Source organism: Streptomyces sp. NPDC003393 (assembly GCF_053589015.1).
The window spans coordinates 1-25,812 of sequence record NZ_JBSFRB010000002.1; the positions used below are offsets into that span (position 1 = coordinate 1).

General features: G+C 72.5%; 22 protein-coding genes. 13 read left to right on the plus strand and 9 right to left on the minus strand.

Annotation, left to right across the window (positions count from 1 at the left end):
* Positions 1-680 precede the first annotated feature (680 nt).
* Positions 681-965 (plus strand): 2Fe-2S iron-sulfur cluster-binding protein, encoded by a 285-nt coding sequence (locus ACWDUZ_RS02020; RefSeq protein ID WP_451630166.1) that lies wholly within the window; start codon positions 681-683, stop codon positions 963-965.
* Between the two features lie 68 nt (positions 966-1,033).
* A complete protein-coding gene (locus ACWDUZ_RS02025; RefSeq protein ID WP_451629820.1) occupies positions 1,034-2,752 on the plus strand; it encodes a serine/threonine-protein kinase in 1,719 nt (572 codons plus the stop codon).
* A 4-nt stretch (positions 2,753-2,756) separates the two neighbouring features.
* Here ACWDUZ_RS02025 and ACWDUZ_RS02030 read toward each other — a convergent pair whose 3' ends face one another.
* The gene (locus ACWDUZ_RS02030) at positions 2,757-3,692 is read right to left on the minus strand and encodes an AraC family transcriptional regulator (protein WP_451629821.1); all 936 of its coding nucleotides are present in this window, start codon (positions 3,690-3,692) and stop codon (positions 2,757-2,759) included.
* A 100-nt stretch (positions 3,693-3,792) separates the two neighbouring features.
* Here ACWDUZ_RS02030 and ACWDUZ_RS02035 point away from each other — a divergent pair, with 100 nt between their 5' ends.
* From ACWDUZ_RS02035 to ACWDUZ_RS02045, 3 genes are all read left to right on the plus strand, one after another.
* Complete coding sequence (locus ACWDUZ_RS02035) at positions 3,793-4,707, plus strand: MBL fold metallo-hydrolase (protein WP_451629822.1); 915 nt, start codon at positions 3,793-3,795, stop codon at positions 4,705-4,707.
* A gap of 135 nt (positions 4,708-4,842) precedes the next feature.
* Complete coding sequence (locus ACWDUZ_RS02040) at positions 4,843-6,456, plus strand: succinic semialdehyde dehydrogenase (protein WP_451629823.1); 1,614 nt, start codon at positions 4,843-4,845, stop codon at positions 6,454-6,456.
* Positions 6,457-6,506: 50 nt separating this feature from the next.
* Positions 6,507-8,312 (plus strand): GMC family oxidoreductase N-terminal domain-containing protein, encoded by a 1,806-nt coding sequence (locus ACWDUZ_RS02045; RefSeq protein WP_451629824.1) that lies wholly within the window; start codon positions 6,507-6,509, stop codon positions 8,310-8,312.
* Between the two features lie 407 nt (positions 8,313-8,719).
* On the opposite strand, the gene ACWDUZ_RS02050 is transcribed toward ACWDUZ_RS02045, so the two are convergent.
* Positions 8,720-9,007 (minus strand): chorismate mutase, encoded by a 288-nt coding sequence (locus ACWDUZ_RS02050; protein WP_451629825.1) that lies wholly within the window; start codon positions 9,005-9,007, stop codon positions 8,720-8,722.
* Positions 9,008-9,347: 340 nt separating this feature from the next.
* Between ACWDUZ_RS02050 and guaA the strand changes: the two genes are divergently transcribed.
* Positions 9,348-10,928, plus strand: coding sequence for a glutamine-hydrolyzing GMP synthase (gene guaA, locus ACWDUZ_RS02055; protein ID WP_451629826.1), 1,581 nt, complete (start codon positions 9,348-9,350; stop codon positions 10,926-10,928).
* A 17-nt stretch (positions 10,929-10,945) separates the two neighbouring features.
* Here the strand turns inward: guaA and ACWDUZ_RS02060 are convergent, their stop codons facing one another.
* A complete protein-coding gene (locus tag ACWDUZ_RS02060) occupies positions 10,946-11,419 on the minus strand; it encodes a pyridoxamine 5'-phosphate oxidase family protein (protein WP_451629827.1) in 474 nt (157 codons plus the stop codon).
* A gap of 138 nt (positions 11,420-11,557) precedes the next feature.
* Here ACWDUZ_RS02060 and ACWDUZ_RS02065 point away from each other — a divergent pair, with 138 nt between their 5' ends.
* Positions 11,558-12,358 (plus strand): class II aldolase/adducin family protein, encoded by an 801-nt coding sequence (locus ACWDUZ_RS02065; RefSeq protein WP_451629828.1) that lies wholly within the window; start codon positions 11,558-11,560, stop codon positions 12,356-12,358.
* Between the two features lie 35 nt (positions 12,359-12,393).
* On the opposite strand, the gene ACWDUZ_RS02070 is transcribed toward ACWDUZ_RS02065, so the two are convergent.
* Positions 12,394-12,522 carry a hypothetical protein gene (locus tag ACWDUZ_RS02070; protein WP_451630184.1) on the minus strand — a complete coding sequence of 43 codons (129 nt, stop codon included), beginning with the start codon at positions 12,520-12,522 and terminating at the stop codon, positions 12,394-12,396.
* A 294-nt stretch (positions 12,523-12,816) separates the two neighbouring features.
* On the opposite strand from ACWDUZ_RS02070, the gene ACWDUZ_RS02075 reads away from it, so the two are divergent.
* Together ACWDUZ_RS02075 and ACWDUZ_RS02080 are read left to right on the plus strand one after the other, a co-directional pair.
* On the plus strand, positions 12,817-14,094 hold the full coding sequence (locus ACWDUZ_RS02075; RefSeq protein ID WP_451629829.1) for a hypothetical protein: 1,278 nt from the start codon (positions 12,817-12,819) through the stop codon (positions 14,092-14,094).
* A gap of 162 nt (positions 14,095-14,256) precedes the next feature.
* Positions 14,257-14,784: a DoxX family protein gene (locus tag ACWDUZ_RS02080; RefSeq protein WP_451629830.1), complete on the plus strand. Its 528-nt coding sequence runs from the start codon at positions 14,257-14,259 to the stop codon at positions 14,782-14,784.
* A 94-nt stretch (positions 14,785-14,878) separates the two neighbouring features.
* Here the strand turns inward: ACWDUZ_RS02080 and ACWDUZ_RS02085 are convergent, their stop codons facing one another.
* Positions 14,879-15,121, minus strand: a complete 243-nt coding sequence (locus ACWDUZ_RS02085; RefSeq protein ID WP_451629831.1) for a hypothetical protein — start codon at positions 15,119-15,121, stop codon at positions 14,879-14,881.
* Positions 15,108-16,547, minus strand: coding sequence for a PspC domain-containing protein (locus ACWDUZ_RS02090; protein WP_451629832.1), 1,440 nt, complete (start codon positions 16,545-16,547; stop codon positions 15,108-15,110). The genes ACWDUZ_RS02085 and ACWDUZ_RS02090 overlap by 14 nt, the downstream gene beginning before the upstream one ends.
* A 481-nt stretch (positions 16,548-17,028) precedes the next feature.
* On the opposite strand from ACWDUZ_RS02090, the gene ACWDUZ_RS02095 reads away from it, so the two are divergent.
* Together ACWDUZ_RS02095 and ACWDUZ_RS02100 are read left to right on the plus strand one after the other, a co-directional pair.
* Complete coding sequence (locus ACWDUZ_RS02095) at positions 17,029-18,318, plus strand: ATP-binding protein (RefSeq protein ID WP_451629833.1); 1,290 nt, start codon at positions 17,029-17,031, stop codon at positions 18,316-18,318.
* Complete coding sequence (locus ACWDUZ_RS02100) at positions 18,318-19,061, plus strand: LuxR C-terminal-related transcriptional regulator (RefSeq protein WP_451629834.1); 744 nt, start codon at positions 18,318-18,320, stop codon at positions 19,059-19,061. The genes ACWDUZ_RS02095 and ACWDUZ_RS02100 overlap by 1 nt, the downstream gene beginning before the upstream one ends.
* Before the next feature lie 21 nt (positions 19,062-19,082).
* Here the strand turns inward: ACWDUZ_RS02100 and ACWDUZ_RS02105 are convergent, their stop codons facing one another.
* On the minus strand, positions 19,083-20,135 hold the full coding sequence (locus ACWDUZ_RS02105) for an NlpC/P60 family protein (protein ID WP_451630167.1): 1,053 nt from the start codon (positions 20,133-20,135) through the stop codon (positions 19,083-19,085).
* A 499-nt stretch (positions 20,136-20,634) separates the two neighbouring features.
* On the opposite strand from ACWDUZ_RS02105, the gene ACWDUZ_RS02110 reads away from it, so the two are divergent.
* Positions 20,635-20,988, plus strand: coding sequence for a hypothetical protein (locus ACWDUZ_RS02110; RefSeq protein ID WP_451629835.1), 354 nt, complete (start codon positions 20,635-20,637; stop codon positions 20,986-20,988).
* Here the strand turns inward: ACWDUZ_RS02110 and ACWDUZ_RS02115 are convergent.
* A complete protein-coding gene (locus tag ACWDUZ_RS02115) occupies positions 20,966-21,940 on the minus strand; it encodes a tellurite resistance/C4-dicarboxylate transporter family protein (protein WP_451629836.1) in 975 nt (324 codons plus the stop codon). The two genes, ACWDUZ_RS02110 and ACWDUZ_RS02115, sit on opposite strands and share 23 nt — an antisense overlap.
* Positions 21,941-22,019: 79 nt before the next feature.
* Positions 22,020-23,078 carry a C40 family peptidase gene (locus ACWDUZ_RS02120; protein ID WP_451629837.1) on the minus strand — a complete coding sequence of 353 codons (1,059 nt, stop codon included), beginning with the start codon at positions 23,076-23,078 and terminating at the stop codon, positions 22,020-22,022.
* A gap of 219 nt (positions 23,079-23,297) precedes the next feature.
* On the opposite strand from ACWDUZ_RS02120, the gene pcrA reads away from it, so the two are divergent.
* Positions 23,298-25,778 (plus strand): DNA helicase PcrA, encoded by a 2,481-nt coding sequence (gene pcrA, locus ACWDUZ_RS02125; protein WP_451629838.1) that lies wholly within the window; start codon positions 23,298-23,300, stop codon positions 25,776-25,778.
* Positions 25,779-25,812: the final 34 nt, after the last annotated feature.

Genomic DNA, 25,812 nt, shown 5'->3' on the forward strand with positions numbered 1-25,812 from the left:
CAGGAACCGGGAGGCGCGGGTGAGGACCGCGTCGGGTCGGTCGGGCCGGCCGGGTTCGGACACTTCGATGCCGGCGGGCCGCGCGGACGGCTCCGGCGGTTCCGGCACGCCGACCGCCTCCGGTGGGCACGTGGCCTCCGACGGGCCGACCGGATCTCAGGGTCCGGGCGTGCCCGGCCGGGCCGGTGGTGCGCAGGAGGCTCCCGGCCCGCGCTCCACGCGGGGCGTGCTGGCCGTGGCGCTGCTCGTCGCCGCGCTGGCCGGAGCGGGTGTGACCGCGGCAGCGCTGCTGATGAACGGGGGTGGCACCGGCGGGCATCCGCCGGTGAGTTCGGCTCCGGGTACGGCGGTGGACGTCTCGGGGAGCGGCCCCGCGGGCACGGCGACCGGCCGGGCCCCGGCCACGCCCTCCGTGTCGGTTCCGCCGTCGTCGACGGTGCCCTCCGGCCCGGCCGCCGGGGTCACGGCGACCCGGTCCGCCCCGGCCGCCGCCGGACCCACCGCGCCCTCGGGCTACCACCTGGCGCACGACCCGGCGGGCTTCTCGGTCGCGGTGCCGGACGGCTTCACGCGCAGCCGGCAGGGTGCGCGGACCTTCTACCTGTCACCGGGGGAGACCTTCCGCGTCGGCATCAAGATCGCCGAGCCGGAGGCCGGCGGGCCCCTCGCGGTGATGCGCCGTGCCGACGCCGCCGGCCCGGACACCAACCCCGGTTACCACGACGGCCGGGTCACCGGCACCTCGCACCGCGGACACCCGGCCGCCCTCTGGGAGTTCAGCTGGAACGGATTCAGCGCGGCGGAGGGGCCGCGGCACACCTACGACCTGTGCTGGGAGCAGAACGGGCGGATGTACGACGTGTGGGTGTCGGCGCCGGTCGGGAAGGTGCGGGAGGCGAAGGAGTACTTCGACGTCGCGGTGGACACGTTCGGCCCGGCGTGAGTGGCGGGCGTGTCCGCCGTAGGTCACGGGTCTGTGACCGCCTGTGCACCTGTGTGGAGCCGGGGACGGGGCTCGCGATATGCATGAACCATGAGCAACGACGGGGGAGCCCAGCACGGGGCGGAGGAGCCGACGAGTTTCGTCCTGCGACCGCCGGACGCGCAGCCGCAGGTGCCGCACCCGCAGAACCCTTACGCCGCACCGGTGCGGTCCCAGCCGCAGCCCCAGGTCCCGTCGCAGTCCCCGCCGCAGCCCCAGGTCCAACCGCAGCCCTCGGTGACCCCGACGCAGGCCCAGTCCCAGCCGCAGGACCCCGGTGCCGGGCGGCTGATCGCCGGGCGCTACCGGCTGCTGGCCAAGCTCGGGCACGGCGGTATGGGCACGGTGTGGCGAGCCAAGGACGAGACGGTGGACCGCGAGGTCGCGGTCAAGGAGCCCCGCGTCCCCGACCACCTTCCCGAACGGGAACGGGCCAACGCCTACGAGCGGATGCGCCGCGAGGCCCGCGCGGCGGCCCGGCTGGACCACCCGGCGGTCGTCGACGTCCACGACGTGGCCGTCGTGGACGACCGCCCGTGGATCGTGATGGAGCTGGTGCGGGGACGCTCCCTCGGCAGCGTTCTCCAGGAGGGCACGCTGGACGCGCGTGAGGCGGCCCGCATCGGTCTCCAGGTGCTCGGCGCGCTGGAGGCCGCACACGCCGCGGGCGTCCTGCACCGGGACGTCAAGCCCGACAACATCCTTCTCGGGCGCCACGACCGCATCGTCCTCACCGACTTCGGCATAGCCCAGATCGAGGGCGAGACCAACCTGACGGACACCGGCGGCTTCGTCGGCTCGCCCGAGTACATCGCGCCCGAGCGGGTGCTGGGCCGGCGCCCCGGCCCGGCGAGCGACCTCTGGTCCCTGGGAGTGGTCCTGTACGCGGCCACGGAAGGGGTCTCGCCGTTCCGCCGCAGCAACACCCCGGCCACCCTCCAGTCGGTCCTCAACGCCGTCCCGGCCCCTCCGGCCACCGCGACCGGACCCCTCGCCGAGGTCATCACCGGCCTGCTGCAGAAGGATCCCGCGCACCGCCCGGACGCCGCCCGGGTCCGCGCCCTGCTCCAGGCCGCGGCGACCCCGCCGCCCCCGGCGCCCACCCAGGTGGTCCAGTACGTCGAGGGCGGCCGGCGCTCCCTGCGGCTCGGCCGCCGCGCCTGGCTCGGGATCGGTGCCGCGGCCGTCGTGGCGGCGGTGGCGGCGTACGTCGGCATCGCGCACCCGTTCGCGGGGCCGCTGCCGGGCGGCTGGAAGAAGGACCACGTGACGGACGTCGCCGCGACGCTCGCCGTGCCCGAGCACTACCAGCGCACCGTGCCCGACCGGAAATCGGACGACGGGCACTGGGTCACCTACTCCGATCTGAGCGGCAGCGTCTGGATCACCCTGACCCTCGAGCGGAAGAAGGACGACGACAGCGGCGACATCGCGGACTCGGCGGCGGCCGAGATGTACGACGACGACGCCGACTTCAAGCAGCGGGGCGACTACCACCTCGACATGCCCGCGGGCAAGGGCACCACGACCGATCCCGACGACAACGCGACGTTCCACGGCCACAAGGCCGCCGGGAACACGATCACCTACATGACGGACGACCCGAACAACCCCCGTCCGCGCGCGGTGCGCATCTTCTACTACAAGACGTCCCAGGGCGACATGTACAAGCTCACCATCGGCTATCCCGGCAAGAACAGCGACTTCAACCAGCGCGGCACCGAGGTGGCGAAGACGGCGATCGACAATCTGGACGTCGACAAGCTGTAGCTCCTCACCGGGTGTCTGCCGTCCGTTCCTTCGCCCGGTAGCGGCCCGGGGTGACGCCGAATTCGCGGCTGAAGGCGTGGGACAGGGCGTACGGGCTGCCGTACCCGGTCTCCCGGGCCAGGGTGGTCAGGGAAGCATCGCTGTCCCGCAGTCTGGTGGCGGCCAGGGTCAGCCGCCACCAGGTCAGATAGGCCATCGGCGGCCGGCCCACGAGGGCCGTGAAACGGCGGGCCAGCGTGGCACGGGACACGCCGGCCTCGGCGGCCAGCCGGTCGTTCGTCCAGGCCGCCGCCGGATCCGCGTGCAGGGCGCGCAACGCGGCGGCCGTGACCGGGTCGCTCAGCACCGCGGGCCACGCGCCCGTCGCCGCCCGGTCGGTCCAGGCACGGACCAAATAGATCAGCAGGATGTCCAGCAGGCTCGGCAGGGCCAGGCCGGAGCCCGGCCGGCGCTCGTCCACCTCGCGGGCCAGCAGATCGACCGCCGCGCGGAGCTCGGGGTCCCCACCGACCCGGTGGGGCAGGTGCACGACCTCGGGCAGCTCCGCCATCAGCGGATGCACGCGCCTGCGGTCGAGGCGGTACTTGCCGCACAGCAGTTCCACCACGGGGCCTTCCGGTGGACTCCCCGCGGCCTGCCTGCCGACCTGTTCCCTCACTTGTTCGAATGGTGTCGCGCGGGCCACCGTCTCCGGACCGGCAGGCGCGTCGGCGAGCACGTGCCCGGTCCCGTGCGGCAGCAGGACGACATCGCCCGTGCCCAGGGCCACCGGCGGACCACCCCCGTCCGGCAGCAGCCAGCAGCTGCCGGCGAGGACCACGTGGAAGCCCGCGCCCTCGTAGGGCGCGAGCTTCGCACACCACTGTCCTCCGACCCGCAGCCGGCTGGAGGAGGGCCGCCCGATGCGCACGGCGGAGATCGCGTCGCTCACCACGTCCATACGGGAAGGGTAGTCACCAGATCACCGGTGAGACGTATGCGTATCCAGGTGAGCCTGTCAGGCATCGATAAGCTCACACATTCCCTCATAGCCTGGGAGCATGACTGACGAAGAAGGCGTGCGGCGTTTTGTCATCGGTGACCACGAGGTGTTCCGGGTCGTGGAGTGGGAGGGGCCCTACGTGCCGGTCGGGGACCTCGTTCCCGGCTGCGGTCCCGAGGTGTGGAAGGAGCACGAGGACCTGCTCGTCCCCGGCTTCAAGGAGGCCGGCGGAGACCGGGCGGTGGTGGCGCTCCAGACCTGGGTGGTGCGCGGCGGCGGGCGGACGGTGCTGGTCGACACCGGTGTGGGCAACGACCGGGAACGGCCCGGCACCCCGCTGTTCCACCGACGGAAGGGCGACTTCCTGGCGCGCCTGGAGCGGGCCGGGATCCGTCCGGAGGACGTGGACGTCGTCGTCAACACCCATATCCACGGCGACCACATCGGCTGGAACACCCATGAGGTGGACGGGCGGTGGGTGCCCACCTTCCCTCGCGCGCGGTATCTGATCCCGGCCGCCGACGACCGTCACTTCGGCCCGGCGGGCGGCTACGCCGGAGGCGTCCGGCCCGACGACCGGCTGATGTACGAGGACAGCATCGCGCCGGTCCACAGGGCCGGACAGGCCGTGCTGTGGGAGGAGGAGTACCGCATCGACGAGCACCTGACCCTGGAGGCCGTGCCGGGCCACACTCCCGGCTCGTCCGTGCTGTGGCTCGCCTCGGGCGGCGATCGGGCCGTCTTCGTCGGCGACCTGCTGCACAGCCCGCTCCAGATCCTCCACCCCGACCGCAACAGCCGCTTCTGCGGCGAGCCGCGGCAGTCGGTGGCGAGCAGGCGCCGGGTGCTCGAACGGGCCGCTCGCGAGGACGCATGGGTGATCCCGGCGCACTTCGGCGGCCCGGGGGCGGTACGGGTGGCGTTCCAGGGGGCGCGCGACCGGTTCACGGTCGTGCCCCCGCACGAGCGGTGATGACGGGCTTTCGTCCCGCACAACGCCCTGATCAGCACGTTTGTTGCCACTGATCACTGGCGTCGTGTGAGCGCTCGGTGAATCCCCGTTACCGACGGGTACACAAAGCTCCTGCCGCGTCATACCCTGCGCTTCATGACGGACGCGCAGGCCCCGGCCCAGACCGGCACGAACCCTCTCGCCCCCGCCCCGGCGGGTGCCCGCACCGCGGCCGACGTGGTGACCCCGGAGCTGGTCGCCCAGCTCACCAAGGGAGTCGTCGGATCCGGCCGGACCGCCAACCACACGCCGTTCACCGGTGAGAAGCTCGCCGACCTGCCCGAGTCCACCCCCGAGGACGTGGCCACCGCCTTCGAGCGGGCCCGCGCCGCCCAGACCGTCTGGGGACAGGTCCCCGTCCGGCAGCGCGCCGCGGTACTGCTCCGCTTCCACGACCTGGTGCTCGAACGCCAGGCCGAGGTACTCGACCTCATCCAGCTGGAGACCGGCAAGGCCCGTCTGCACGCGCACGAGGAGGTGCAGGCGGTCGCCGTCGCGGCCCGGCACTACGGCCGCCGGGCCGCGGCCTACCTGAAGCCGAAACGGCACACGGGCGCCGTACCGACCCTGACGAAGGTCGTCGAACTGCGCCACCCGCGCGGCGTCGTCGGTCAGATCGCCCCCTGGAACTACCCGCTGGAGCTCTCGGTCGGCGACGCGCTGCCCGCCTTCGTCGCGGGCAACGCCGTGGTGATGAAGCCCGACACGGAGACCTGCCTGACCGCGCTGTGGGCGCGGGACCTGCTGATCGAGGCCGGGCTGCCCGCCGACGTGTTCCAGGTCGTCATCGGTGACGGCCCGGTCGTCGGCCCGGCGGTCGTCCAGCACGCCGACTACGTCTCCTTCACCGGCTCCACCCGCACCGGCCGCGAGGTCGCCCAGGGTGCCGCCGCCCGCCTGGTCGGTGTCTCCCTCGAACTCGGCGGCAAGAACGCCATGCTGGTCCTCGAGGACGCCGACATCGAGAAGGCCGCGGCCGGCGCGGTCCGTGCCTGCTTCTCCTCGGCCGGCCAACTGTGCATCTCCATCGAGCGGTTGTTCGTCCACGAGTCGGTCGCGGACGCGTTCCTGGAGCGCTTCGCCGCCCGGACCAGGGCCATGCGCCTCGGCACGTCTCTCGCGTACGGCGCCGACATGGGCTCGCTGGTCGGCGAGCGGCAGCTGGAGACCGTCACCCGCCACGTGGAGGAGGCCGTCGCCAAGGGCGCCAGGGTGGTGGCGGGCGGCGTGGCCCGCCCCGACGTCGGCCCGTACTTCTTCGAGCCGACCATCCTCGACGGCGTCGAGACGCCGATGTCGGTCTGCACCGAGGAGACCTTCGGCCCGGTCGTCTCGATCTACCGCTTCGCCACCGACGACGAGGCCGTCGAGCGCGCCAACTCCACACCGTACGGCCTGAACTCGTCGGTGTGGACCAAGGACGCCCGCCGGGGCCGCGAGGTCGCCGCCCGGCTGCGCACCGGCACGGTCAACATCAACGAGGGTTACGCGCCCGCCTACGGCAGCGTCCAGTCGCCGATGGGCGGAATGAAGGACTCCGGCCTGGGCCGCCGACACGGCTCGGAGGGCATCCTCAAGTACACCGAAGCCCAGACCATCGCCCACCAGCGGCTGCTGCCCATGGCCCCGTCGCTCGGCATGGACGACGCGGCGTACGCGGCGTTCATGAGCCGGAGCCTGAAGCTGATGAAGGCCTTCCGCCTTCGCTAGTCGATTCCCGACCACACCCGTCCACACCCCGTTCTCGACGAGGAGAGCACGTGTCGCAGGAGCAGACTGTCCAGACCCGGGACGAGGACGGGTACGACTACGACGTCATCGTGGTCGGATCGGGGTTCGGCGGCTCCGTGTCCGCACTCCGCCTGACCGAGAAGGGATACCGCGTCGGCGTCCTGGAGGCCGGCCGCCGCTTCACCCGTGACACCCTCCCCAAGAACTCCTGGGACCTGAAGAACTACCTGTGGGCCCCGAAGCTCGGCCTGTACGGCATCCAGCGCATCCATCTGCTCGGCAACGTCATGGTGCTGGCAGGCGCCGGCGTCGGCGGCGGCTCCCTCAACTACGCCAACACCCTCTACGTACCGCCGAAGGCCTTCTTCGACGACCCGCAGTGGCGTGACATCACCGACTGGCAGGAGGAGCTCGCCCCGTACTACGACCAGGCCAGGCGCATGCTCGGGGTCCGGCTCAACCCGACGATGACGCCGTCCGACGTGCATCTGAAGGCAGCGGCCGAGCGCATGGGCGTCGGCGACTCCTTCCACATGGCCCCGGTCGGGGTGTTCTTCGGGGACGGCGAGGACGCCGACGGCAAGGCGAAGGCCAGGCCGGGGGAGCAGGTCGCCGATCCCTACTTCGGCGGGGCCGGCCCCGACCGCAGGGCCTGCACCGAGTGCGGCGAGTGCATGACGGGCTGCCGGCACGGCGCCAAGAACACGCTGAACGAGAACTACCTCCACCTCGCCGAGAAGGCGGGCGCGGTGGTCCACCCCATGACGACGGTCGTGTCCGTCACGGACGACTCGCGCGGCGGCTACGCGGTCGCCACGCTCCCCACGGACGACAGGAAGAAGGGCGCGGGCCGGACCTTCACCGCCCGCCGGGTCGTCCTGGCCGCCGGCACCTACGGGACCCAGACGCTGCTGCACCGTATGAAGGCGGGCCGGCAACTGCCCCACCTCTCGCCCCGGCTGGGCGAGCTGACCCGCACCAACTCCGAGGCCCTGGTGGGCGCCCAGACCGACAACCGGCGATACCGCAGGGCGACCGGCGAGCCGAAGGCCGACTTCACCCGCGGGGTCGCCATCACGTCCTCCATCCACCCCGACGAGAACACCCACATCGAGCCCGTCCGCTACGGCAAGGGATCCAACTCGATGGGCGGGCTGTCGATCCTTCAGGTCCCCTACGTGGACGGCGGGTCCCGGTTCGCGGCCTGGCTGGCGAACGCCGCCCGGCATCCACTGCTGGTGCTGCGCTCGCTGTCCAACCGCCGCTGGTCGGAGCGGACCATCATCGGCCTGGTGATGCAGTCCCTGGACAACTCCCTGACGACGTACCTGAAGCCGGACGGCGTCGGCAAGGGCCTGCTCACCGCCCGCCAGGGCCACGGCTCGCCCAACCCCAAGCAGATCCGCGCCGCCACGGAGGCCGCCGCCACGCTCGCCGCCGAGATCAACGGCTTCGCCGGTTCCAACGTGGGTGAGCTGATGGGCACCCCGCTCACCGCGCACTTCCTCGGCGGCTGCCCGATCGGCGACTCGACCGAGACGGGCGTCATCGACCCGTACCACCGCCTGTACGGCCACCCGGGCATCTCGGTCGTGGACGGGGCGGCGGTGTCCGCGAACCTGGGCGTGAACCCGTCCCTGACCATCACCGCGCAGGCCGAGCGGGCGATGTCGTACTGGCCCAACAAGGGCGAGGCCGACCCGCGCCCGGCGCAGGGCGCGGCCTACGAGCGGCTGAAGCCGGTGGAGCCCCGCCGTCCGGCCGTCCCCGCGGACGCGTTCGGCGCGTTGCGGCTGCCGTTCCTGGGGATGCCGACGGTGCCGCCGAAGAAGTAGCCGGCCCCGGGCGGACAGGGCACCGGTCCCGCGTGCTCGAGCGGTTGTGCCGGCGTCCTGGGCGGCCCTTGCGGGGGCCTCCTGTTTCCGCCGGCCGGCCCCGGGCGTCCCCGGAGCCGGCCGTTATCTGGGTGACCGGGCTGCTGTCCCCTGCCGTCCGGTCACTTCCCTGGAGCGAGGTCCCACGACGCACGGCACGGCCGCCACGTCTCATCGCTCCAGAGAGCCACGCGTGGTTCTTTCGGGCCCGCCCCTGGCTGGCACGGACACCGATACCAACGAGGTGGCGCACGCGGCGGTCACGCGCCGTACGGGTGAGATACGGCGGATGCGGGACGGGGACGCGGCACAGGCGGGGCCGGCGTGCGGGCGCCGGGGCGGGTCGGGGGACGTGGGCGCGGGCGGGCTCAGATCTTGCCGCGGCACAGTTCCAGCAGGGTCATCGCCAGCGTCGTGCCCGGCTTGCCGAGCGCGTCCCGGTAGTGGCCGAGGATCTCCATCTCGCGGGAGAGGTTCACCCGCCGGCCGCCCGAGGCGATCCGGGCATTCTGAACGACGGCCGAGACGGCCATGCGTTCCTGGATCAGGCCGATGATCCGGTCGTCGAGCGCGTCGATGCGCTCGCGGGCGCCGGTGATCACATCGGCGGCCTCGGGCGTGCGCGCGCCGGTGACGTCGGTGGCGGTGACGGTCATGAGGGGCTCCTCGTCGGACGGGGTGCCCCGGAGCGGCAGGATCCGGAGAACACCAGGCGCCCCGGACCTTGTCGGCCCGGGGCGCCTGGGAAGTCGCTTGTCAGTTGCTCAAGCAGCACGACCATGGCAGCCGGCGGGCCGGTTGCCATAGGTAAAGACGAAGGTCTGGTGCTTGAGCATGGGCCCAGTATGCCGGGTGGCGCGGGCGAGTCCAACACGGTTCGCATGATGAGACGGCGGTTCCGGGTGCGAGCCCGCGGACGACGTCGAAGTCACGCACGCACACCCCGGTAGAATTGGCAAGCACGTAAGACCCCGCCCGATCCGCCGGAAGGCTCCCGTGTCCTCAGCGCCCCCCGCTGCCGCCACCCCCGACACCGTCCTGGTCGTCGACTTCGGTGCGCAGTACGCCCAGCTCATCGCCCGTCGCGTCCGCGAGGCCCGGGTCTACAGCGAGATCGTCCCCAGCACCATGCCGGTGGCCGAGATGCTCGCCAAGAACCCGGCGGCGATCATCCTCTCCGGCGGCCCTTCGTCCGTGTACGAGGAGGGCGCCCCCCGCCTGGACCGCGAGATCTTCGAGGCCGGCGTCCCCGTCTTCGGCATGTGCTACGGCTTCCAGCTGATGGCCCAGGTCCTCGGCGGCACCGTCGACAACAGCGGCGCCCGCGAGTACGGCCGTACGCCGCTGCACGTCTCCAAGGCGTCCTCCACCCTCTTCGAGGGCACCCCGGCCGAGCAGCCGGTGTGGATGTCGCACGGCGACGCCTGCTCCGCCGCCCCCGAGGGCTTCGCCGTCACCGCCTCCACGGACGTCGTCCCGGTCGCCGCCTTCGAGAACGACGAGAAGAAGCTCTACGGCGTCCAGTACCACCCCGAGGTCATGCACTCCACGCATGGCCAGCAGGTGCTGGAGCACTTCCTGTACCGCGGCGCGGGCCTGGAGCCCAACTGGACCACGGGCAACGTCATCGAGGAGCAGGTCGAGGCGATCCGCGAGCTGGTCGGCGACCGGCGCGCGATCTGCGGTCTGTCCGGCGGCGTCGACTCCGCGGTGGCCGCCGCCCTGGTGCAGAAGGCCATCGGCTCCCAGCTGACCTGCGTGTACGTCGACCACGGTCTGATGCGCAAGGGCGAGACCGAGCAGGTCGAGAAGGACTTCGTCGCGGCCACCGGCGTGCAGCTGAAGGTCGTCGACGCCGAGGAGCGCTTCCTCGAGGCGCTCGCCGGGGTCAGCGACCCCGAGGAGAAGCGGAAGATCATCGGCCGCGAGTTCATCCGGGTCTTCGAGCAGGCGCAGGCGGAGATCATCGCGGACGAGGGCCCGGCCGTGGAGTTCCTCGTGCAGGGCACGCTCTACCCGGACGTCGTCGAGTCCGGCGGCGGGACCGGCACCGCGAACATCAAGTCCCACCACAACGTCGGCGGCCTGCCCGAGGACCTCGAGTTCAAGCTGATCGAGCCGCTGCGCAAGCTGTTCAAGGACGAGGTCCGCATGGTCGGCCAGGAACTCGGCCTGCCGGAGGAGATCGTCCAGCGCCAGCCGTTCCCGGGTCCGGGCCTCGGTATCCGTATCGTCGGCGAGGTGACGAAGGAGCGTCTGGACCTGCTGCGCGAGGCGGACGCCATCGCCCGTGAGGAGCTGACCGCGGCGGGCCTGGACCGGGACATCTGGCAGTGCCCCGTGGTCCTGCTCGCCGACGTGCACAGCGTCGGTGTCCAGGGCGACGGCCGCACCTACGGCCACCCGATCGTCCTGCGCCCGGTCTCCTCCGAGGACGCCATGACCGCGGACTGGTCCCGGCTGCCGTACGACGTCCTCGCGAGGATCTCGACGCGGATCACGAACGAGGTGCGGGACGTCAACCGGGTCGTCCTCGACGTGACCTCGAAGCCGCCGGGGACCATCGAGTGGGAGTAGGCCGCGGCTGATGGGGTTCAGGTGCGCTTGATCGTGCGCACCGGCTCGCCGGGCTGCCAGACCTGGACGACGAGGTACGTGTCGTCCTCGACGTAGGTGCGCACGACCTCCGTCAGCTCGGTGCGGAAGAGGTGGAACGGCTGCGGCGGTTCCACCTCTTTCGTGTAGGCGGACTTCCGCGGGCCGTCGGCCACCTCGATCGCCCGTCCGCTGATCCGCACGTCACCGCCCGCCATGCCGGTGCCCTCCCCGGGGTTGGCCTGGAGCGCGAAACGGGGGTCGCGGCGCAGGTCGCGGGCCTTGAGCGAGTCCCACATCATCCCCAGCCACAGCTCGCCGCGGCGGAAGTCGACCTCCAGCCCCGAGGTCCGCGGGGAGCCGTCCTTGCGCAGGGTGACGAGGACGTGGTGGGTGTAGGCGCGGAAGCGTTCCTCGACGGTCCCGGCGAGGTCCGGTTCGGCGGCGACGAAGGATTTCCAGGGAGCTGCCATGCGGCGAGTGTGGCGCCGAAACCCGACATCTACTGTCGCCTTTCCGCACGGCCTCGTTCTCTCCCCCGGCAAGCCCTGTTCTCCTGGGCCGACCGACGGTACCTTCCCGCCCGTACGCAACCGAGTGCCGGAGGACCAATGCCCGGGCCCACTCCGCCCCCGCCCCCACCCCTGCCCACGGACCAGCTGCGGTTCGCCATGCCGCCCAAGCACGCATCGGCCGAGGACGAACGCCGGTACCGCAAGGAGCGGCTCGCGGCCGCGCTGCGGCTCTTCGGGCGGTACGGGTTCGAGGACGGCGTCTCCGGGCACATCACCGCCCGCGACCCCGAGTTCAGCGACTGCTTCTGGGTCAACCCCTTCGGGATGCCGTTCCGACACGTCACCGTGAGCGACCTCGTCCTCGCCAACCAGGACGGGCAGGTCGTCGAGGGCGGCTACCACGTCAACCAGGCCGCGTTCACCGTGCACGCCCAGGTCCACGCGGCCCGCCCGGACGTGGTCGCGGTCGCGCACTGCCACTCGGTGCACGGGCGGGCACTGGCGACTCTGGGCGAGCTCCTGGAGCCCATCACCCAGGAGAGCTGCGCCTTCTACGAGGACCACGCTCTCTACGACGCCTACACCGGTGTCGCGGTCGACGCCGAGGCCGGCCGCCGGATCGCGGCCGCGCTGGGCTCGCACAAGGCGCTGGTGCTGCGCAACCACGGCCTGCTGACGGTCGGCGACTCGGTGGACGCCGCCGCCTGGTGGTTCCTGACCATGGAACGCTCCGCCCAGGTACAGCTCACCGCCCGCGCGGCCGGACGGCCGGTCCTGATCGACCACAAGGCGGCGGTGTCGACGCGCGAACAGCTCGGCGGAGACCTGGTGGCCTGGATCAACTACCAGCCCCTGTGGCAGGACATCAGCCGTAGCGAGCCCGACCTGCTGAGCTGAGCCTGCGGGGTGGCCGACCCGGGGCGTTCCCTGTGTCAGGACCCCGGGCGTGCCCCGGGGTCCAGGATCCGGGTCTCGCGGCGCCGGTACCCCTGCGGCACCGCCGCCTTGGTCATCGCGAACTCCTCGTCGGTGAGCAGCCCGTCCCGGTGCAACCTGCCCAACCCCCGCAGGCGGCGCAGCAGTACGTCGTGGTGGTCGGCCCGTGGGGGGCGGCGACACCGAGCGGGGGCCCCGGCGTGATCCTGACCGCGCCGTCGAAGGCCCGGCATCCGTCACGCTGGATGATCTCGGCCATAAGGGAGTTCTCGCAGCCGGGTCAACACGACGAGCCGGGCTTCACCCGCGCTGACCAGACCGGGCGGACGGGCACCGGGTGAGGTAGGGCACAATTCGCTGTCGCGGTGGGGTGTTGTCGGCAGGACTTCTGCGGTTCCTGGGGAAGGCGGGCATCGGGCGTGGCGGTGCAGGAAGCGAGAGACGGCGCGGCGAAGCGCGCCCACACGGGCGGCTGCACGTGCGGGGACTGCCCGCACGGGGCGCGAACGGGGCACCGGCGGGCCGTGGCCGAATTCCTTCTCGAACGGGACGAGTTCGCCGCCGGGCAGGGCCTGCCCGCGGCCGTGGCCCACTCTGCGTCGGCCTCCCGGCAATGGGTCTCGGAGGAGCTGACCCAGACCGCGGAACTCGTCGCCGAACGCGGCCGTGCCGAGGGCGAGGCCTGGCTGGCGAGGCTGTGGCACCGGACGGCGATCGCGGTGGGAGCGGCGGTCGTGCTGCTGCTCCTGGCGCAGGCGCTGACGGCGATCGGCGCGGGATGGAGCACCGCCCGGACCGCGGGACTGCTGGCGGCGGTTCTGGTGGGCGGGGTGCTGACGGCCGCCTCCTGGTTCCACCGGGCGCGCGGCGGTGTGCTGGCCCCGGTCATCGGTGAGGACAACCGGCTGTCCACCTCCCGCGCGGTCGCCGCGGGCTGGGTGCTGTTCGTGGTGTACGCGGTGCTGGTGCTGGCGGGCCGCCTGGCGGTGGCCTCCGGCCATGCGGAGCGCGACGCGCTGATCTCCGGACTGGAACTGGCCCGCGGCGCCGGCGTGGTCACCGTGCTCGCCGTGGTCTGCGGGATCGCGGTGCTGGTGCGGCGTGTGGTGGGGCTGCGAGTGCTGGGACAGCGGTTGCAGAAGGTGCGCGCGGACCGGCCCCGTGCCGCCGACCTGCTCACCGACGACTCGGGCCGCGGTACCTTCACCGACCTGCAGTACGTCGTGATCAGCGCTGTCGCGCTGGTCTTCGCGGCGGTGCGGCTGGCCCGTCGGCCCGACCAGCTGCCCGACCTGCCGTGGGGGCTGGCGGTGCCGGTCCTGGTGTCGGCCGCGACCTACCTGGCCGGCAAGTACGCGGAGGGCGGGCGCCCGGTGATCCTCTCGGTGGTCCGGGCCCGGGAGGCCGGCGACCTGGACGGGCCGATCCGCACCGGCGACGACATCGAGATCCGTGGCGTGGGGTTCGTCCCGCCCGGAGCGCAGGCCGCCGACCGGCTGTCGCGGATGGTGGTCCGCATCGGCGCGGTCAACGTCCACGTGCCCCTGGTCCCGGTCACCGGAGGCTTCACCAGCCCCACGGACGCCGCGCTGACCGTGCCCGTCCCGGCGGACGTGGAGCCGGGCCGGGTCGAGGTGCAGGTGGTGACCGCGGCGGGGGTCGAGACCAACCGGTACGCGATCGACGTGACCGAGTGAGCCGGGCGCCGATGCCGTCCGGGTGAGCCACGCGCGCCGAAACCGTCCGGAAGCCGGAAAGAAATCGGGAAAACGGCGGAGCGCGGTTGAACGGGTCCTTTCGTCCGTACGTATGGTCGGTTGAGTGGTGAACGGCCTTGCGGTGAGAGGTGGCTGACAGTGATGACTCACGGTCTTCGTACGGATACGCGGACCTCGTATGCGGATCGACCAGGTACCTGGCGGGACGTCGCCGCGCGATACTCCCTCCTCCCCCTCCGGGTCTTCCTGGGTGTCACCTTCGTCTACGCCGGCCTGGACAAACTCACCGACAGTGCCTTCATGAAGGCCGCCGGGCCCGGATCGATCGGCGACACGATGCGCGCGGCCCGCGACTCCTCCGCGATCCCGGCCCTCGTCGACCTGGCCCTGAAGAGCCCCGTCGGCTTCGGCTACGCCATCGCCTTCGGCGAACTCGCCGTCGGCATCGGTGTGCTGGTCGGCCTCCTGGGAAGGCTGGCCGCGCTCGGCGGCGCGCTGATCTCCCTCAGCCTGTGGCTCACGGTCAGCTGGGCCACCACCCCCTACTACTTCGGCAACGACCTCGCCTATCTGATGGCCTGGCTGCCCCTGGTCCTGGCCGGCACCTCGATGTTCTCCCTGGACGCCGCCCTGCGGGCGCGGCGGCGGGGCGCCGGGGACTACCGGTAGGTCCGGAACCCCCGGGGCGGCCGGGCGGTCGGGGGCGGCCGCCGCATCCCGACCGCCCGGCGGCCGGGGCTCAGCCCACCCCTCCGCCCGGGGTTCAGCCCACCCTCTCCGCCCGGGGCTCGCGGATCCCGCCGCGACGGGCTCGGCGGCGCCGCCGCACGGCCGCGTTGAGCCCCGCCACCACCCCTGCCAGGCACAGGCCGCCCACCACCAGTGGGACCCCCACGAACCAGGGGGTCTGCCAGAGGCCACGGGCGTCTCCGGCGTACACGACGCCGGCCGCGACGAGGAAGACGCCGCCCACCAGCTTGCCCGGCTGGAACTCATGACGCAGCACGGCTCACCTCCGCCTGTCCCAAGCCGACCTGAAGGTCGAGTTCCAGCGTCCCGGCCTTCTTCACGCCTGTCGCCGGTCTCAGGGTCACCTGCTCGTGCCTGCCCGGAGTCACGTCCACGTCCTCGGAGCCGTCGCCCGGCAACCGGATGTCGCCGATCCCCACGTCGATGGTCGCCCGCACGGTCATGCCCTGGGGGACGATCACGCGCAGCCGTCCCGCTCCCACCTGTGCCCGCGCGGCCACCGTCTGGTCGCTGCCGATGTGTATGCGGGTCAGGTCCAGGATGCCCTCGCCGGTGCCGAGCTGGTACTTCGGCTTCACCTCCGCCGCCGCGGCGGGCCGCCAGGTCGTGTGCGACCAGCGCGTGGTGATGTCCTCGGGCAGCGCCGCCGAGCCGGCGAGCAGGGCCGCGGTGATGAGCGCCAGCAGGATCGAGCCCGCTCCCGTGCGGCCCAGGAAGGCGCTGACGGCCATGCCCAGGCCGAAGACGCCGAGCGCGCAGGCCAGACCGGTCTGGAGGCTGGTGCCGAGCGTGTGGTCGCTCCAGGTCAGGCCGGTGCCCAGGCCGCCCGCGACCAGGGCGATCAGGAAGACCCAGCCGCCGATCCAGCGCGGGCCGCGCGGACCACGCGGGCGGGGCGGCTCCGAGCGCGGGGTGCGCGCTGCCGCGTCGTCGTGGCCGCCGAGGCTGATGTTGACGGCCGCCGCGATGTCCCGGTCGCGCGAGTCCTGGGGGCCCCAGAGATAACCGGTGCCGCCGACATGGGTGCCGTCCTTGACGATCGGGTCCCGCCACCAGGACGGGTAGGCGGCGGGCGCCGGCGGCGCCTGGGGTTCCGGCGGGGCGTCCGCGACGGCCTGGGCGGCCAGCGGGTCGGGGCCGGGGGCACCGCGGTACCGCGACCAGTAACCTGCGCCCGCGAGCAGCAGGGAGAGGACGACCGCGAAGGTCAGCACACTGCCGTTGCGCAGCATCGACAGGAACACCCCGCAGCCGACCAGCGCGAACAGCACGGCCGCCAGCGCCTGGCCGTCCACCCGGCCGGTGAGGAGCTTGCGCACCTCGTTCTCGTCCTCGTCGTCGTACGGCACGAAGAGCCAGGCGAAGCCGTAGAAGATCAGGCCGATGCCACCGGTCGCGGCGAGCACGGCCAGTGTGATGCGGAAGATCACCGGGTCCATGTCGCACAGCCGGCCCAGGCCCGAGCACACCCCGCCGATCAGGTTGTGCCGCCGGTCCCGCCGGAACCTCGGTGGGCCCACGGCGGCTTCCGGTCCCCCGGCGGCCGGAGAGCCGACTCCCGCTCCCGCCGACGCTCCGTCCGCCGCTGCGGCAGCCCCGCCCCGGCCGGGCTGCTCGGCCCGGCCGGGGCGCGGCTCCTCGGCCGTCTCCGGCCGGCCCGTCGCCCCCGTCGTCCCCGTCACGCTCGCCTCTCCGGTCCGCCCGGGCCCGTCGTCCGCACCCGGCTGTCCGCCTTTTCTCTCAGTCCCTGCTCTGTCCGTTCCGCGCGCGTCCGTGTGCTCGGGCCCGCGCGGCTCCTCACCAGCACCCGTGCCGGGCGCGGTGTCCCGCGGCCCGGAGCCCGGGACCGGGCGGGGGCCGGGTTCCGGGCCGTTCGCGGCGGGCTGGTGATTCCCCATGCGTCCATGGTGACGGGCGCGCTGCCGCGGCGGCAGCGGGGACGACCCTGGCCGAACCCTGATTCGTCCCTGAGGCAGGGGCGGGGTTGCGTTCGACGGGCTTGCGGAACGGCCTCCGACTCGTCCTCGCCGGGCCCTCGGCGAGCCCTCGCCCACGGACGGTACCGCGCCACCCGGGGTCCACCGAAGATCGTTCCCAAGATCAGGGGCGTCTCGGGGGCGGACCCTGATGACCCGGCTCCGCGGGCATGTGACCATCGATGGCATGCCGGACGCCGCAGCACTGCCTCTCGACGACCCGCGGCCGCCGCGCAAGCTCTACCGCAGCAGCGACGGACGCTGGCTCGGCGGAGTGGCGCGAGGTCTCGCCGGGCACCTCGGGCTGCCCGTGGTCTGGGTGCGGCTCGTCTTCGCCGGCCTGTTCATGGCCGACGGTCTCGGCGCGCTGCTGTACGCGGCCTTCTGGTTCTTCGTCCCGCTCGGCGTCGGCGGCGTCGGCGACCAGAAACCGCCCTCGCTCGTCGCCACGGAGACCTCGCCGGACGGCCGGCGCAGACTCGTCGCCCGCAAACCGGACAAGGGCCAGATCGTCGCCCTGCTCCTCATGGTCGTCGTGGCGACGGTCTTCGTCGGCAGCGTGAACCTGGGAGGCGGCGCCAAGGCGTACCTCGTGCCGGCCGTCCTCGTCGCCGCGGGCGTCGCCCTGGTCTGGCGTCAGGCGGACAACGCCCGCCGGGCGCGCTGGGCGGAGGTGGGCCGCCACCGCAGTACGCTGACGCTGCTGCGCACCGGCGCGGGAGTCCTGCTGGTCACCGCCGGTGTCTCGGCCATCTTCGTCCTGCAGGGGTCCGCCGCCCACCTCGGCTCGGTGCTCCAGGCGGCCCTCGCCGTCCTGGTGGGCGTCACCCTGCTCGCCGGGCCGTACCTCGTGCGCATGACCCAGGATCTCTCCGAGGAGCGCCTGATGCGCATCCGCGCCCAGGAGCGCGCCGAGGTCGCCGCCCACGTCCACGACTCGGTGCTGCACACCCTGACCCTGATCCAGCGCAACGCCGAGAACGCGGGCGAGGTCCGCCGCCTGGCGCGCGCCCAGGAGCGCGACCTGCGCGCCTGGCTGTACAAGCCGGAGGGCAACGGCAAGGACGAGGCCGACGAGCCGGCCACCCTCGCCGAGGCGGTCAAGCGCAACGCTGCCGAGGTCGAGGACAAGCACGGCGTCCCCATAGAGGTGGTCGTGGTCGGCGACTGCCCGCTCGACGAGCGGATCGGCGCCCAGATGCAGGCCGCGCGCGAAGCCATGGTCAACGCCGCCAAGTACGGTGGCGAGGGTGGCGCCGTGCAGGTGTACGCCGAAGTCGAGGGCAGGACGGTCTTCGTCTCCGTACGGGACCGCGGCCCGGGCTTCGACCTCGACGCGATACCCGCCGACCGCATGGGCGTCAGAGAATCGATCATCGGCCGCATGGAGCGCAACGGAGGTACGGCCCGGCTGCGCGCCGTACCGGACGGCGGCACGGAGGTCGAGCTGGAGATGGAGAGGGCGGAGAACACGTGATGAGCGACCCGACCGAGGCGAACGGTACGGCGGGAGCGGAGACGACGGAGGCGGCCGGGGCCGCCGGCGGCGCTGCCGGTGGACGGCATGTGCGCGTGGTCCTCGTCGACGACCACCGCATGTTCCGTACGGGTGTCCAGGCCGAGATCGGCCGGACCGACGAGACCGGCGTGGAGGTCGTCGGCGAGGCCGCCGACGTCGACCAGGCGGTCACGGTCATCACCGCGACCCGGCCCGAGGTGGTCCTTCTCGACGTCCACCTTCCCGGCGGCGGCGGTGTCGAGGTGCTGCGGCGCTGCGCCGCGCTGATGGCCGACGCCGAGCAGCCGGTCCGTTTCCTGGCGCTGTCCGTCTCGGACGCGGCGGAGGACGTGATCGGTGTGATCCGCGGTGGGGCACGCGGATATGTGACGAAGACGATCACCGGTTCCGACCTCGTCGACTCGATCTTCCGGGTCCAGGAGGGCGACGCCGTCTTCTCACCGCGCCTGGCCGGGTTCGTGCTCGACGCCTTCGCCTCCACCGACGCCCCGCCGGTCGACGAGGACCTGGACCGCCTCACCCAGCGCGAGCGCGAGGTCCTCAGACTGATCGCCCGCGGCTACGCCTACAAGGAGATCGCCAAGCAGCTGTTCATCTCGGTGAAGACGGTCGAGTCCCATGTCTCGGCGGTCCTGCGCAAGCTCCAGCTGTCCAACCGGCACGAGCTGACCCGCTGGGCGACCGCGCGCCGACTGGTGTGACCGGCCGCCCCGCCGACTCTGCTACGCCACCCGGGTCGCCCCCGCGAACGGCATCTGGTCGATCGGGGCCAGGCGGACCGGGGCCGAGGGGTTCGGGGCGTGGATCATCCGGCCGTTGCCCACGTAGATGCCGACGTGGCTGATCCCGGAGTAGAAGAACACCAGGTCGCCGGGGCGCAGATCGGACCGTGCGACACGGCGGCCGGCGTTGATCTGGGCGTAGGTGGTGCGGGGCAGGGAGATCCCGGCGGCGCGGTAGGCGGCCTGGGCCAGGCCCGAGCAGTCGAAGGCGTCGGGGCCGGTCGCGCCCCAGACATAGGGGCTGCCGAGCTTCTGGTACGCGTAGGCGACGGCCGCCGCCGCACGGGAGTTGGGCGCCGGCACCGAGCCGGGGGCGCCGAGCCCGCCCCTGGGGGAAGCCGAGCGGGAGGCGTGCGAGGAGCCGTCGCCGAGCGCGGCGCGCTGCTGGGGGGACAGCCCTGCCAGCAGCCGCCGGGCCTTGTCGAGCCTGCGGGTGATCGTCTTCTTCTGCCGGCGCAGCTCCGCCTGTCGTGACCTGAGCGAGGACAGCTCGATGCGCGCGGCCCCGCGCAGCTGCTCGATCTCCCGCAGCCGCCTGCGCACGTCGGAGACCGCGGCCGTCTGCCGGGCACCGGCCCGTTCCGCGAATTCGGCGTCCCGCAGGTACCGCCCGGGGTCGTTGGAGAGCATCAGCCGCACCGAGGGGTCGATCCCCCCTTCCCGGTACTGGGCCGCGGCGATCGAGCCGAGGGCGTCGCGTGCCGCGTTGAACCCCTGCTGCCTGCGGGCCGCCTCGTCGCCCAGTGTCTTGAGCCGCTTCTCCGCCGCGTCCGCCCTCTCCTTCGCCCCGTCGTACTTCTGGGTGGCGACCTCCGCCTCCTGGTACAGCTTGTCCACCCTGGCCTTGACCTGCTCCGGCGTCAGCTGCGGCGCCGCCTGCCCGATGCCGTCGAGGCCGGTGGCCGTCGCCGCGCCCGCCAGGGCGATCGTGGCGGCCGTGCGCGCCGTACCGCCGTTGAGCGAGCGCTGTCGGGGCCTGCGGTGCGCTGCCACGTGGACCGTCACGTCCCTTCGTCGGCCGCGGAAGCGGTGGGCGTCCGGCGGCGGCCCACACAGGGGGAGCGTGCCGCCGCCGGACCTTCTGGCGGGGGTGCCGGCTGCCGCCCCTGGCCCGGGCGGCGGTGGGGAGCCGGTCACCTGGAGGGACGCTAGAGCGCTCCGTGCCGATCCTGTGACTCCATGTACGGAACTGGCCTGAGGGGACCGTATCGTGACCGTATGTGACCGTCGTCCGGGACCGAGGCTGGCGACTTCACGCAGAGCGATGACCGATGCGGCGGTTCGGGGGGAGGCGCGGACGGCCGAGTGCTATGAGGGCGCATATATGCGTCGTCGGCCCGCGGTCCGGCGGCCCAGCCGACCGGACCGGTGTCCGAGGCGACCGGGCAGGCGTCCGAGCCGACCGGGCAGGCGTCCGAGCCGACCGGGCAGGCGTCCGAGCCGACCGGGCCGGTGTCCGAGGCGACCGGACCGCTGGTTAGGCTCCGGCCTCATGGACGTACTCATCCATCTCTTCGTCGGCCTGCACATCATCGGGATCGCCGCGCTGCTCGGCGGATTCCTCACCCAGATGAAGGCGATGGGCCAGGGCACGGCCCAGTTCGTGCCGGCCATGCTGCACGGTGCGCTGACCATGCTGGTCACCGGTGTCGTCCTGGTCGGCCTCAACGAAGCGCAGGACCACCACATCGACAACATCAAGATCGGCGTGAAGCTGGCGCTGCTGATCGTGATCCTCGGCCTGGTCTACGTCAAGCGCGACGACGAGAAGGTCGACAAGGGCATGTTCGGCGTCGTGGGCCTGCTGACCATGACGAACATCTTCATCGCGGTGCTGTGGACCTGAGTTCGGCGCGTGCGTCCGCGACGGCCCCGGCGGCGACGGCCACCCACACCGTCACGGCCACCCACAGCACCGCCTCGCCGGACGCCGCGAACTCGGGGATGTCCAGGTTCGTGGCCACCGACAGCATCGCCGACGCCGTCATGCCCAGCGGGAAGACGGTCGACCAGCGGCTCACGTCGTAGCGGAGCCGGGGACGTGCCAGCTCGGCCACGAGCAGGACGGCGCACCAGCACAGGTCGAAGGCGAGCAGGGCCAGCGTGACGGTGTGCAGGACGTCGTGGTCGTCCTGGTTCCACAGGTACGGGCCCCCGGTGCCGGCGGCGATCAGCTTCGCGCCCGCGAGTGCGGAGATCGCCAGTGCTCCGCCCGCCACCCAGTGGTCCCCGCGGCCCTCGACGACCTGACGCAGATCGAAGCGGCTCAGCGCAAAGACGTAGAGCGCGAGACCGAGCCAGAAGAACACCAGCGCCGTGTGCGCGAGCCAGGCCGTCGCCTCCGCCTTGGCCACGGACGCGCCGAGCACGCTCAGCCCCTCCGTGGCCACGCAGCACAGGAAGACGGAGCCCGGCATGGGCCGCGGCGAGTTGCGCACGACCCGCACGAGCAGCCACGGCCACAGCACCACGGCCAGGGCGAGCGCGGCCTCGGCGACGTGCTGCCAGCCCAGCACCGAGAAGCGCGTGCCCAGCACGGTGGTCGCGGCGACCCCGGTGAGTGCGCCCGGTGTTCCCGCCTCCCGGAGCCAGCGCGCCCGGTCATGCAGCAGCCGTAGGACGAAGTCCGCCGCCAGGCCCAGCCAGGCGACGCAGGCCACCGAGAGGACGGCGAGCGACAGCGCCTCGTAGCCCGTCAGATGAAGTCCGACCGACAGGATGCCGGTCGCCATGACGGCGGCCCCGGCGGCCGGCGGATGCTGCGCCAGCCAGGCGCGGAAGGGTGAGGTGGCGGGCATGATCCTGATGCTAAGAGGTGCGCGCACGGAGCGAGCGGGGTACGCGCGCGGTCGCGTGCAAAAAGGAGCCGGGGCGCTCTCAGGCCGGGCGCACCACCCCCAGGATCGCCGACGCCCCTTCGTAGAAGATCGACTCTGCACGGACATGAGCGCCGGGCCGTGGAGCGTGGATCATCGTGCCGTCACCGGCGTAGACGCCGACGTGACCTGGCTCGCCGTGGAAGAGGACCAGATCGCCGGGGAGCGCCTCGGCCAGCGGGATGCGTCTGCCCGCGCCGGCCTGATCGCGGGCGGCGCGCGGCAGGGCGACCCCCGCGGCCTTCCACGCGGCCTGGGCCAGGCCGGAGGAGTCGTACGAACCGGGACCGGCCGCACCCCAGACGTACGGCTTGCCGATCTGCGCTCGGGCGAAGGCGAGAGCCTTGCGGGCCTCTCCCCGCGCGGCCCCGCCCGACGAGGCGGGTCCCACCGGCTGCTCGGCCCCGGCCCTCGCCGGCACGGCGGCCGCGTGCGTCGGCAGCGGGCGGGCGTCGGCCAGCAGCGCACGGGCCTCGGCGAGCTTTCGCTGGACGGCGGCCTTGTCCGCCCGGATGCCACGCCGAGCCCCGCCCGTGCGCTCGACCGACGCGGGTACGGACGCGTGTGCGACCGAATCCGCGGTCGCGCGGGCGGCCGGGTTCCTGCCGGACTCGTCGGCGCCGGTGGCCTCCTGCCGGTCCGCGCCCTCCTGCCTCGAAGACCTCGCGGACCGCTGCACCGGTGAGTGGCCGATCAGGCTCTTCTGGCGTGCGATCAGCCGGCTCGTCACCTGGGCCTGGTCGAAGTAGCCCTGGGGGGTCTCGGGAAGGAGGGCGGCGTCGGGGCCGGCGGTCGCGGCGCGGGCCTGGCCGCCGGCGATGGCCTGGAGCATCTCGCGCGCCCTGCCGAGCGTGTCGGTGCGCCTGGCCATGTCGTCGAGCAGTGCGGCGACCCGGCCGCGCTGCCTGGCGGGCTCCTCCGGGGCCGCTGTGCGGTCGGCCGGGCCGTGCGCCCCGGCGTCCGGTCCGGCGGCCCGCCGGTACAGCTCGTCGATCTTCTTCTCGACCTCTTCCGCCGAGGCGGACGGCGATACCGGCGTGGTGGTGTGGTGCGACGCCAAGGGACGGCGACTCCTTCGGGCTCCGGGGCAAGGTCCGGGCGGAACCGTAACCAACTGGTGTGGTGTGTGTGAAGGTTGATGCGTGATATGCCCGATACGTTTTCGTGACCTGAGTTCGCCGGCCCGTGTGACGTGACCGGACGGCTGCGGACGGTGAAGCCGGCGATGTTCCGAGGGAGGCCACGGGTTGTCGGTGCGGCGCCCTAGACTCGTAGAGCGATGAGCAGCCTCTTTGACGACAGCTTCCTGGCGGATCTCCAGGCCCCGCGGGGCCACGAGGAGGAGCCCCCGCCGCCGCCCGAGGACGAGCACGCTCCGGAGCCGATTCCGGACGATCTGTTCGGCGGGAAGTTCGACGTGCCGCCGAGCCGGGACGCGTACTACCGCGACGGCGCCCACCGGCCCGTCGTGGACACGGCCGCGCTCCTGGAGGGGCTGAACGACAACCAGCGCGCCGCCGTCGTGCACTCCGGCTCCCCGCTGCTCATCGTGGCCGGCGCCGGCTCCGGCAAGACCCGCGTGCTCACGCACCGTATCGCCCACCTGCTGGCCGAGCGGGGCGTCCACCCCGGCCAGATCCTGGCGATCACCTTCACCAACAAGGCCGCCGGCGAGATGAAGGAGCGCGTCGAACAGCTCGTCGGCCCGCGGGCGAACGCGATGTGGGTGATGACCTTCCACAGTGCGTGCGTGCGGATCCTGCGCCGGGAGAGCAAGAAGCTCGGCTTCACCTCCTCCTTCTCGATCTACGACGCCGCCGACTCCAAGCGCCTGATGGCCCTGGTCTGCCGCGACCTGGACCTCGACCCCAAGCGCTACCCGCCCAAGTCCTTCAGCGCGAAGATCAGCAACCTGAAGAACGAGCTGATCGACGAGGAGGACTTCGCCGCCCAGGCCGCCGACGGTTTCGAGAAGACCCTCGCCCAGGCTTACGCGCTCTACCAGTCGCGGCTGCGCGAGGCCAACGCCCTCGACTTCGACGACCTGATCATGACGACGGTCAACCTGCTGCGCGCGTTCCCGGACGTCGCCGAGCACTACCGCCGCCGCTTCCGGCACGTCCTGGTCGACGAGTACCAGGACACCAACCACGCCCAGTACGCCCTCGTCCGGGAACTCGTCGGCACCACCGAGCACCCCGTGGACGTGCCCGCGGGGCCGGACGACCTCCAGCCCGCCGAGTTGTGCGTGGTCGGTGACGCCGACCAGTCGATCTACGCCTTCCGCGGTGCGACCATCCGCAACATCCTCCAGTTCGAGGAGGACTACCCGGACGCGACGACGATCCTGCTGGAGCAGAACTACCGCTCCTCGCAGACGATCCTGTCCGCGGCCAACGCGGTCATCGAGCGCAACGAGTCGCGCCGCCCGAAGAACCTGTGGACCAACGCCGGCGCGGGCGCCCGTATCACCGGGTACGTCGCCGACACCGAGCACGACGAGGCGCAGTTCGTCGCCGACGAGATAGACCGCCTCACGGACGCGGGCGAGGCCAAGTCCGGCGAGGTCGCCGTCTTCTACCGCACCAACGCCCAGTCCCGTGTCTTCGAAGAGGTCTTCATCCGCGTCGGCCTGCCCTACAAGGTCGTCGGCGGCGTCCGCTTCTACGAGCGCAAGGAGGTCCGGGACGTCCTGGCCTATCTGCGGGTGCTGGCCAACCCGGAGGACTCCGTCCCGCTGCGGCGCATCCTCAACGTGCCCAAGCGGGGCATCGGTGAGCGCGCCGAGGCGATGATCGACGCCCTCGCCCAGCGGGAGAGGATCAGCTTCCCGCAGGCACTGCGCCGCGTCGACGAGGCGTACGGCATGGCCGCGCGGTCGGCGAACGCCGTCAAGCGGTTCAACACGCTCATGGAAGAGCTCCGCACCGTCGTCGAGTCCGGCGCCGGCCCGGCCACGGTCCTCGAGGCCGTCCTGGAACGCACCGGCTACCTCGCCGAGCTGCAGTCCTCCACCGACCCCCAGGACGAGACCCGGATCGAGAACCTCCAGGAACTCGCCGCCGTCGCCCTGGAGTTCGAGCAGGAGCGCGGGGAGGGCGAGTCGGTCGCGCTGTCCGACTTCCTCGAGCAGGTCGCGCTGGTCGCCGACTCCGACCAGATCCCCGACGAGGAGGACGGCGACGGCGTCATCACGCTGATGACCCTGCACACCGCCAAGGGCCTGGAGTTCCCGGTGGTCTTCCTCACCGGCATGGAGGACGGCGTCTTCCCGCACATGCGCGCCCTCGGCCAGACCAAGGAGCTGGAGGAGGAGCGGCGCCTGGCCTACGTCGGCATCACGCGGGCGCGGGAACGGCTGTATCTGACCCGTTCGGCGATGCGCAGCGCGTGGGGACAGCCGTCGTACAACCCGCCCTCCCGCTTCCTGGAGGAGATCCCGGCGGCGCACGTGGACTGGAAGCGCACGGGCGGTTCGGCACCCGTCTCCTCCGGCCCGGCAGCCGGGGTGGCGGCCTCGCTGTCGTCGTCCCGGTCCCGCTCGTCGGCGGCCGGGGCGTCCGGCTTCGCCACGCGCCGCGCCGCGGAGAAGCCGGTGGTGTCCCTCGCCGTGGGCGACCGGGTCACGCACGACCAGTTCGGCCTCGGCACGGTCGTCGCGGTCAAGGGCACGGGTGGCAACGCGGAGGCGACCATCGACTTCGGTGACGCCAAGCCCAAGCGGCTGCTGCTGCGCTACGCGCCGGTGGAGAAGCTGTAGCGGGAGAAGAAGCGGCGCTCACACGGCGAGGAGC

What these genes read in the sequence shown, in the direction of transcription:
- ACWDUZ_RS02065 (WP_451629828.1), top strand. Translation starts at nt 11,558, where the DNA reads ATGCCCGGGCCCACTCCGCCCCCGCCCCCACCCCTGCCCACGGACCAG.
- ACWDUZ_RS02060 (WP_451629827.1), bottom strand. Translation starts at nt 11,419, where the DNA reads ATGGCAGCTCCCTGGAAATCCTTCGTCGCCGCCGAACCGGACCTCGCC.
- ACWDUZ_RS02115 (WP_451629836.1), bottom strand. Translation starts at nt 21,940, where the DNA reads ATGCCCGCCACCTCACCCTTCCGCGCCTGGCTGGCGCAGCATCCGCCG.
- ACWDUZ_RS02095 (WP_451629833.1), top strand. Translation starts at nt 17,029, where the DNA reads ATGCCGGACGCCGCAGCACTGCCTCTCGACGACCCGCGGCCGCCGCGC.
- ACWDUZ_RS02025 (WP_451629820.1), top strand. Translation starts at nt 1,034, where the DNA reads ATGAGCAACGACGGGGGAGCCCAGCACGGGGCGGAGGAGCCGACGAGT.
- ACWDUZ_RS02050 (WP_451629825.1), bottom strand. Translation starts at nt 9,007, where the DNA reads ATGACCGTCACCGCCACCGACGTCACCGGCGCGCGCACGCCCGAGGCC.
- ACWDUZ_RS02030 (WP_451629821.1), bottom strand. Translation starts at nt 3,692, where the DNA reads ATGGACGTGGTGAGCGACGCGATCTCCGCCGTGCGCATCGGGCGGCCC.
- pcrA (WP_451629838.1), top strand. Translation starts at nt 23,298, where the DNA reads ATGAGCAGCCTCTTTGACGACAGCTTCCTGGCGGATCTCCAGGCCCCG.
- ACWDUZ_RS02035 (WP_451629822.1), top strand. Translation starts at nt 3,793, where the DNA reads ATGACTGACGAAGAAGGCGTGCGGCGTTTTGTCATCGGTGACCACGAG.
- ACWDUZ_RS02080 (WP_451629830.1), top strand. Translation starts at nt 14,257, where the DNA reads ATGACTCACGGTCTTCGTACGGATACGCGGACCTCGTATGCGGATCGA.
- ACWDUZ_RS02110 (WP_451629835.1), top strand. Translation starts at nt 20,635, where the DNA reads ATGGACGTACTCATCCATCTCTTCGTCGGCCTGCACATCATCGGGATC.
- ACWDUZ_RS02100 (WP_451629834.1), top strand. Translation starts at nt 18,318, where the DNA reads ATGAGCGACCCGACCGAGGCGAACGGTACGGCGGGAGCGGAGACGACG.
- ACWDUZ_RS02040 (WP_451629823.1), top strand. Translation starts at nt 4,843, where the DNA reads ATGACGGACGCGCAGGCCCCGGCCCAGACCGGCACGAACCCTCTCGCC.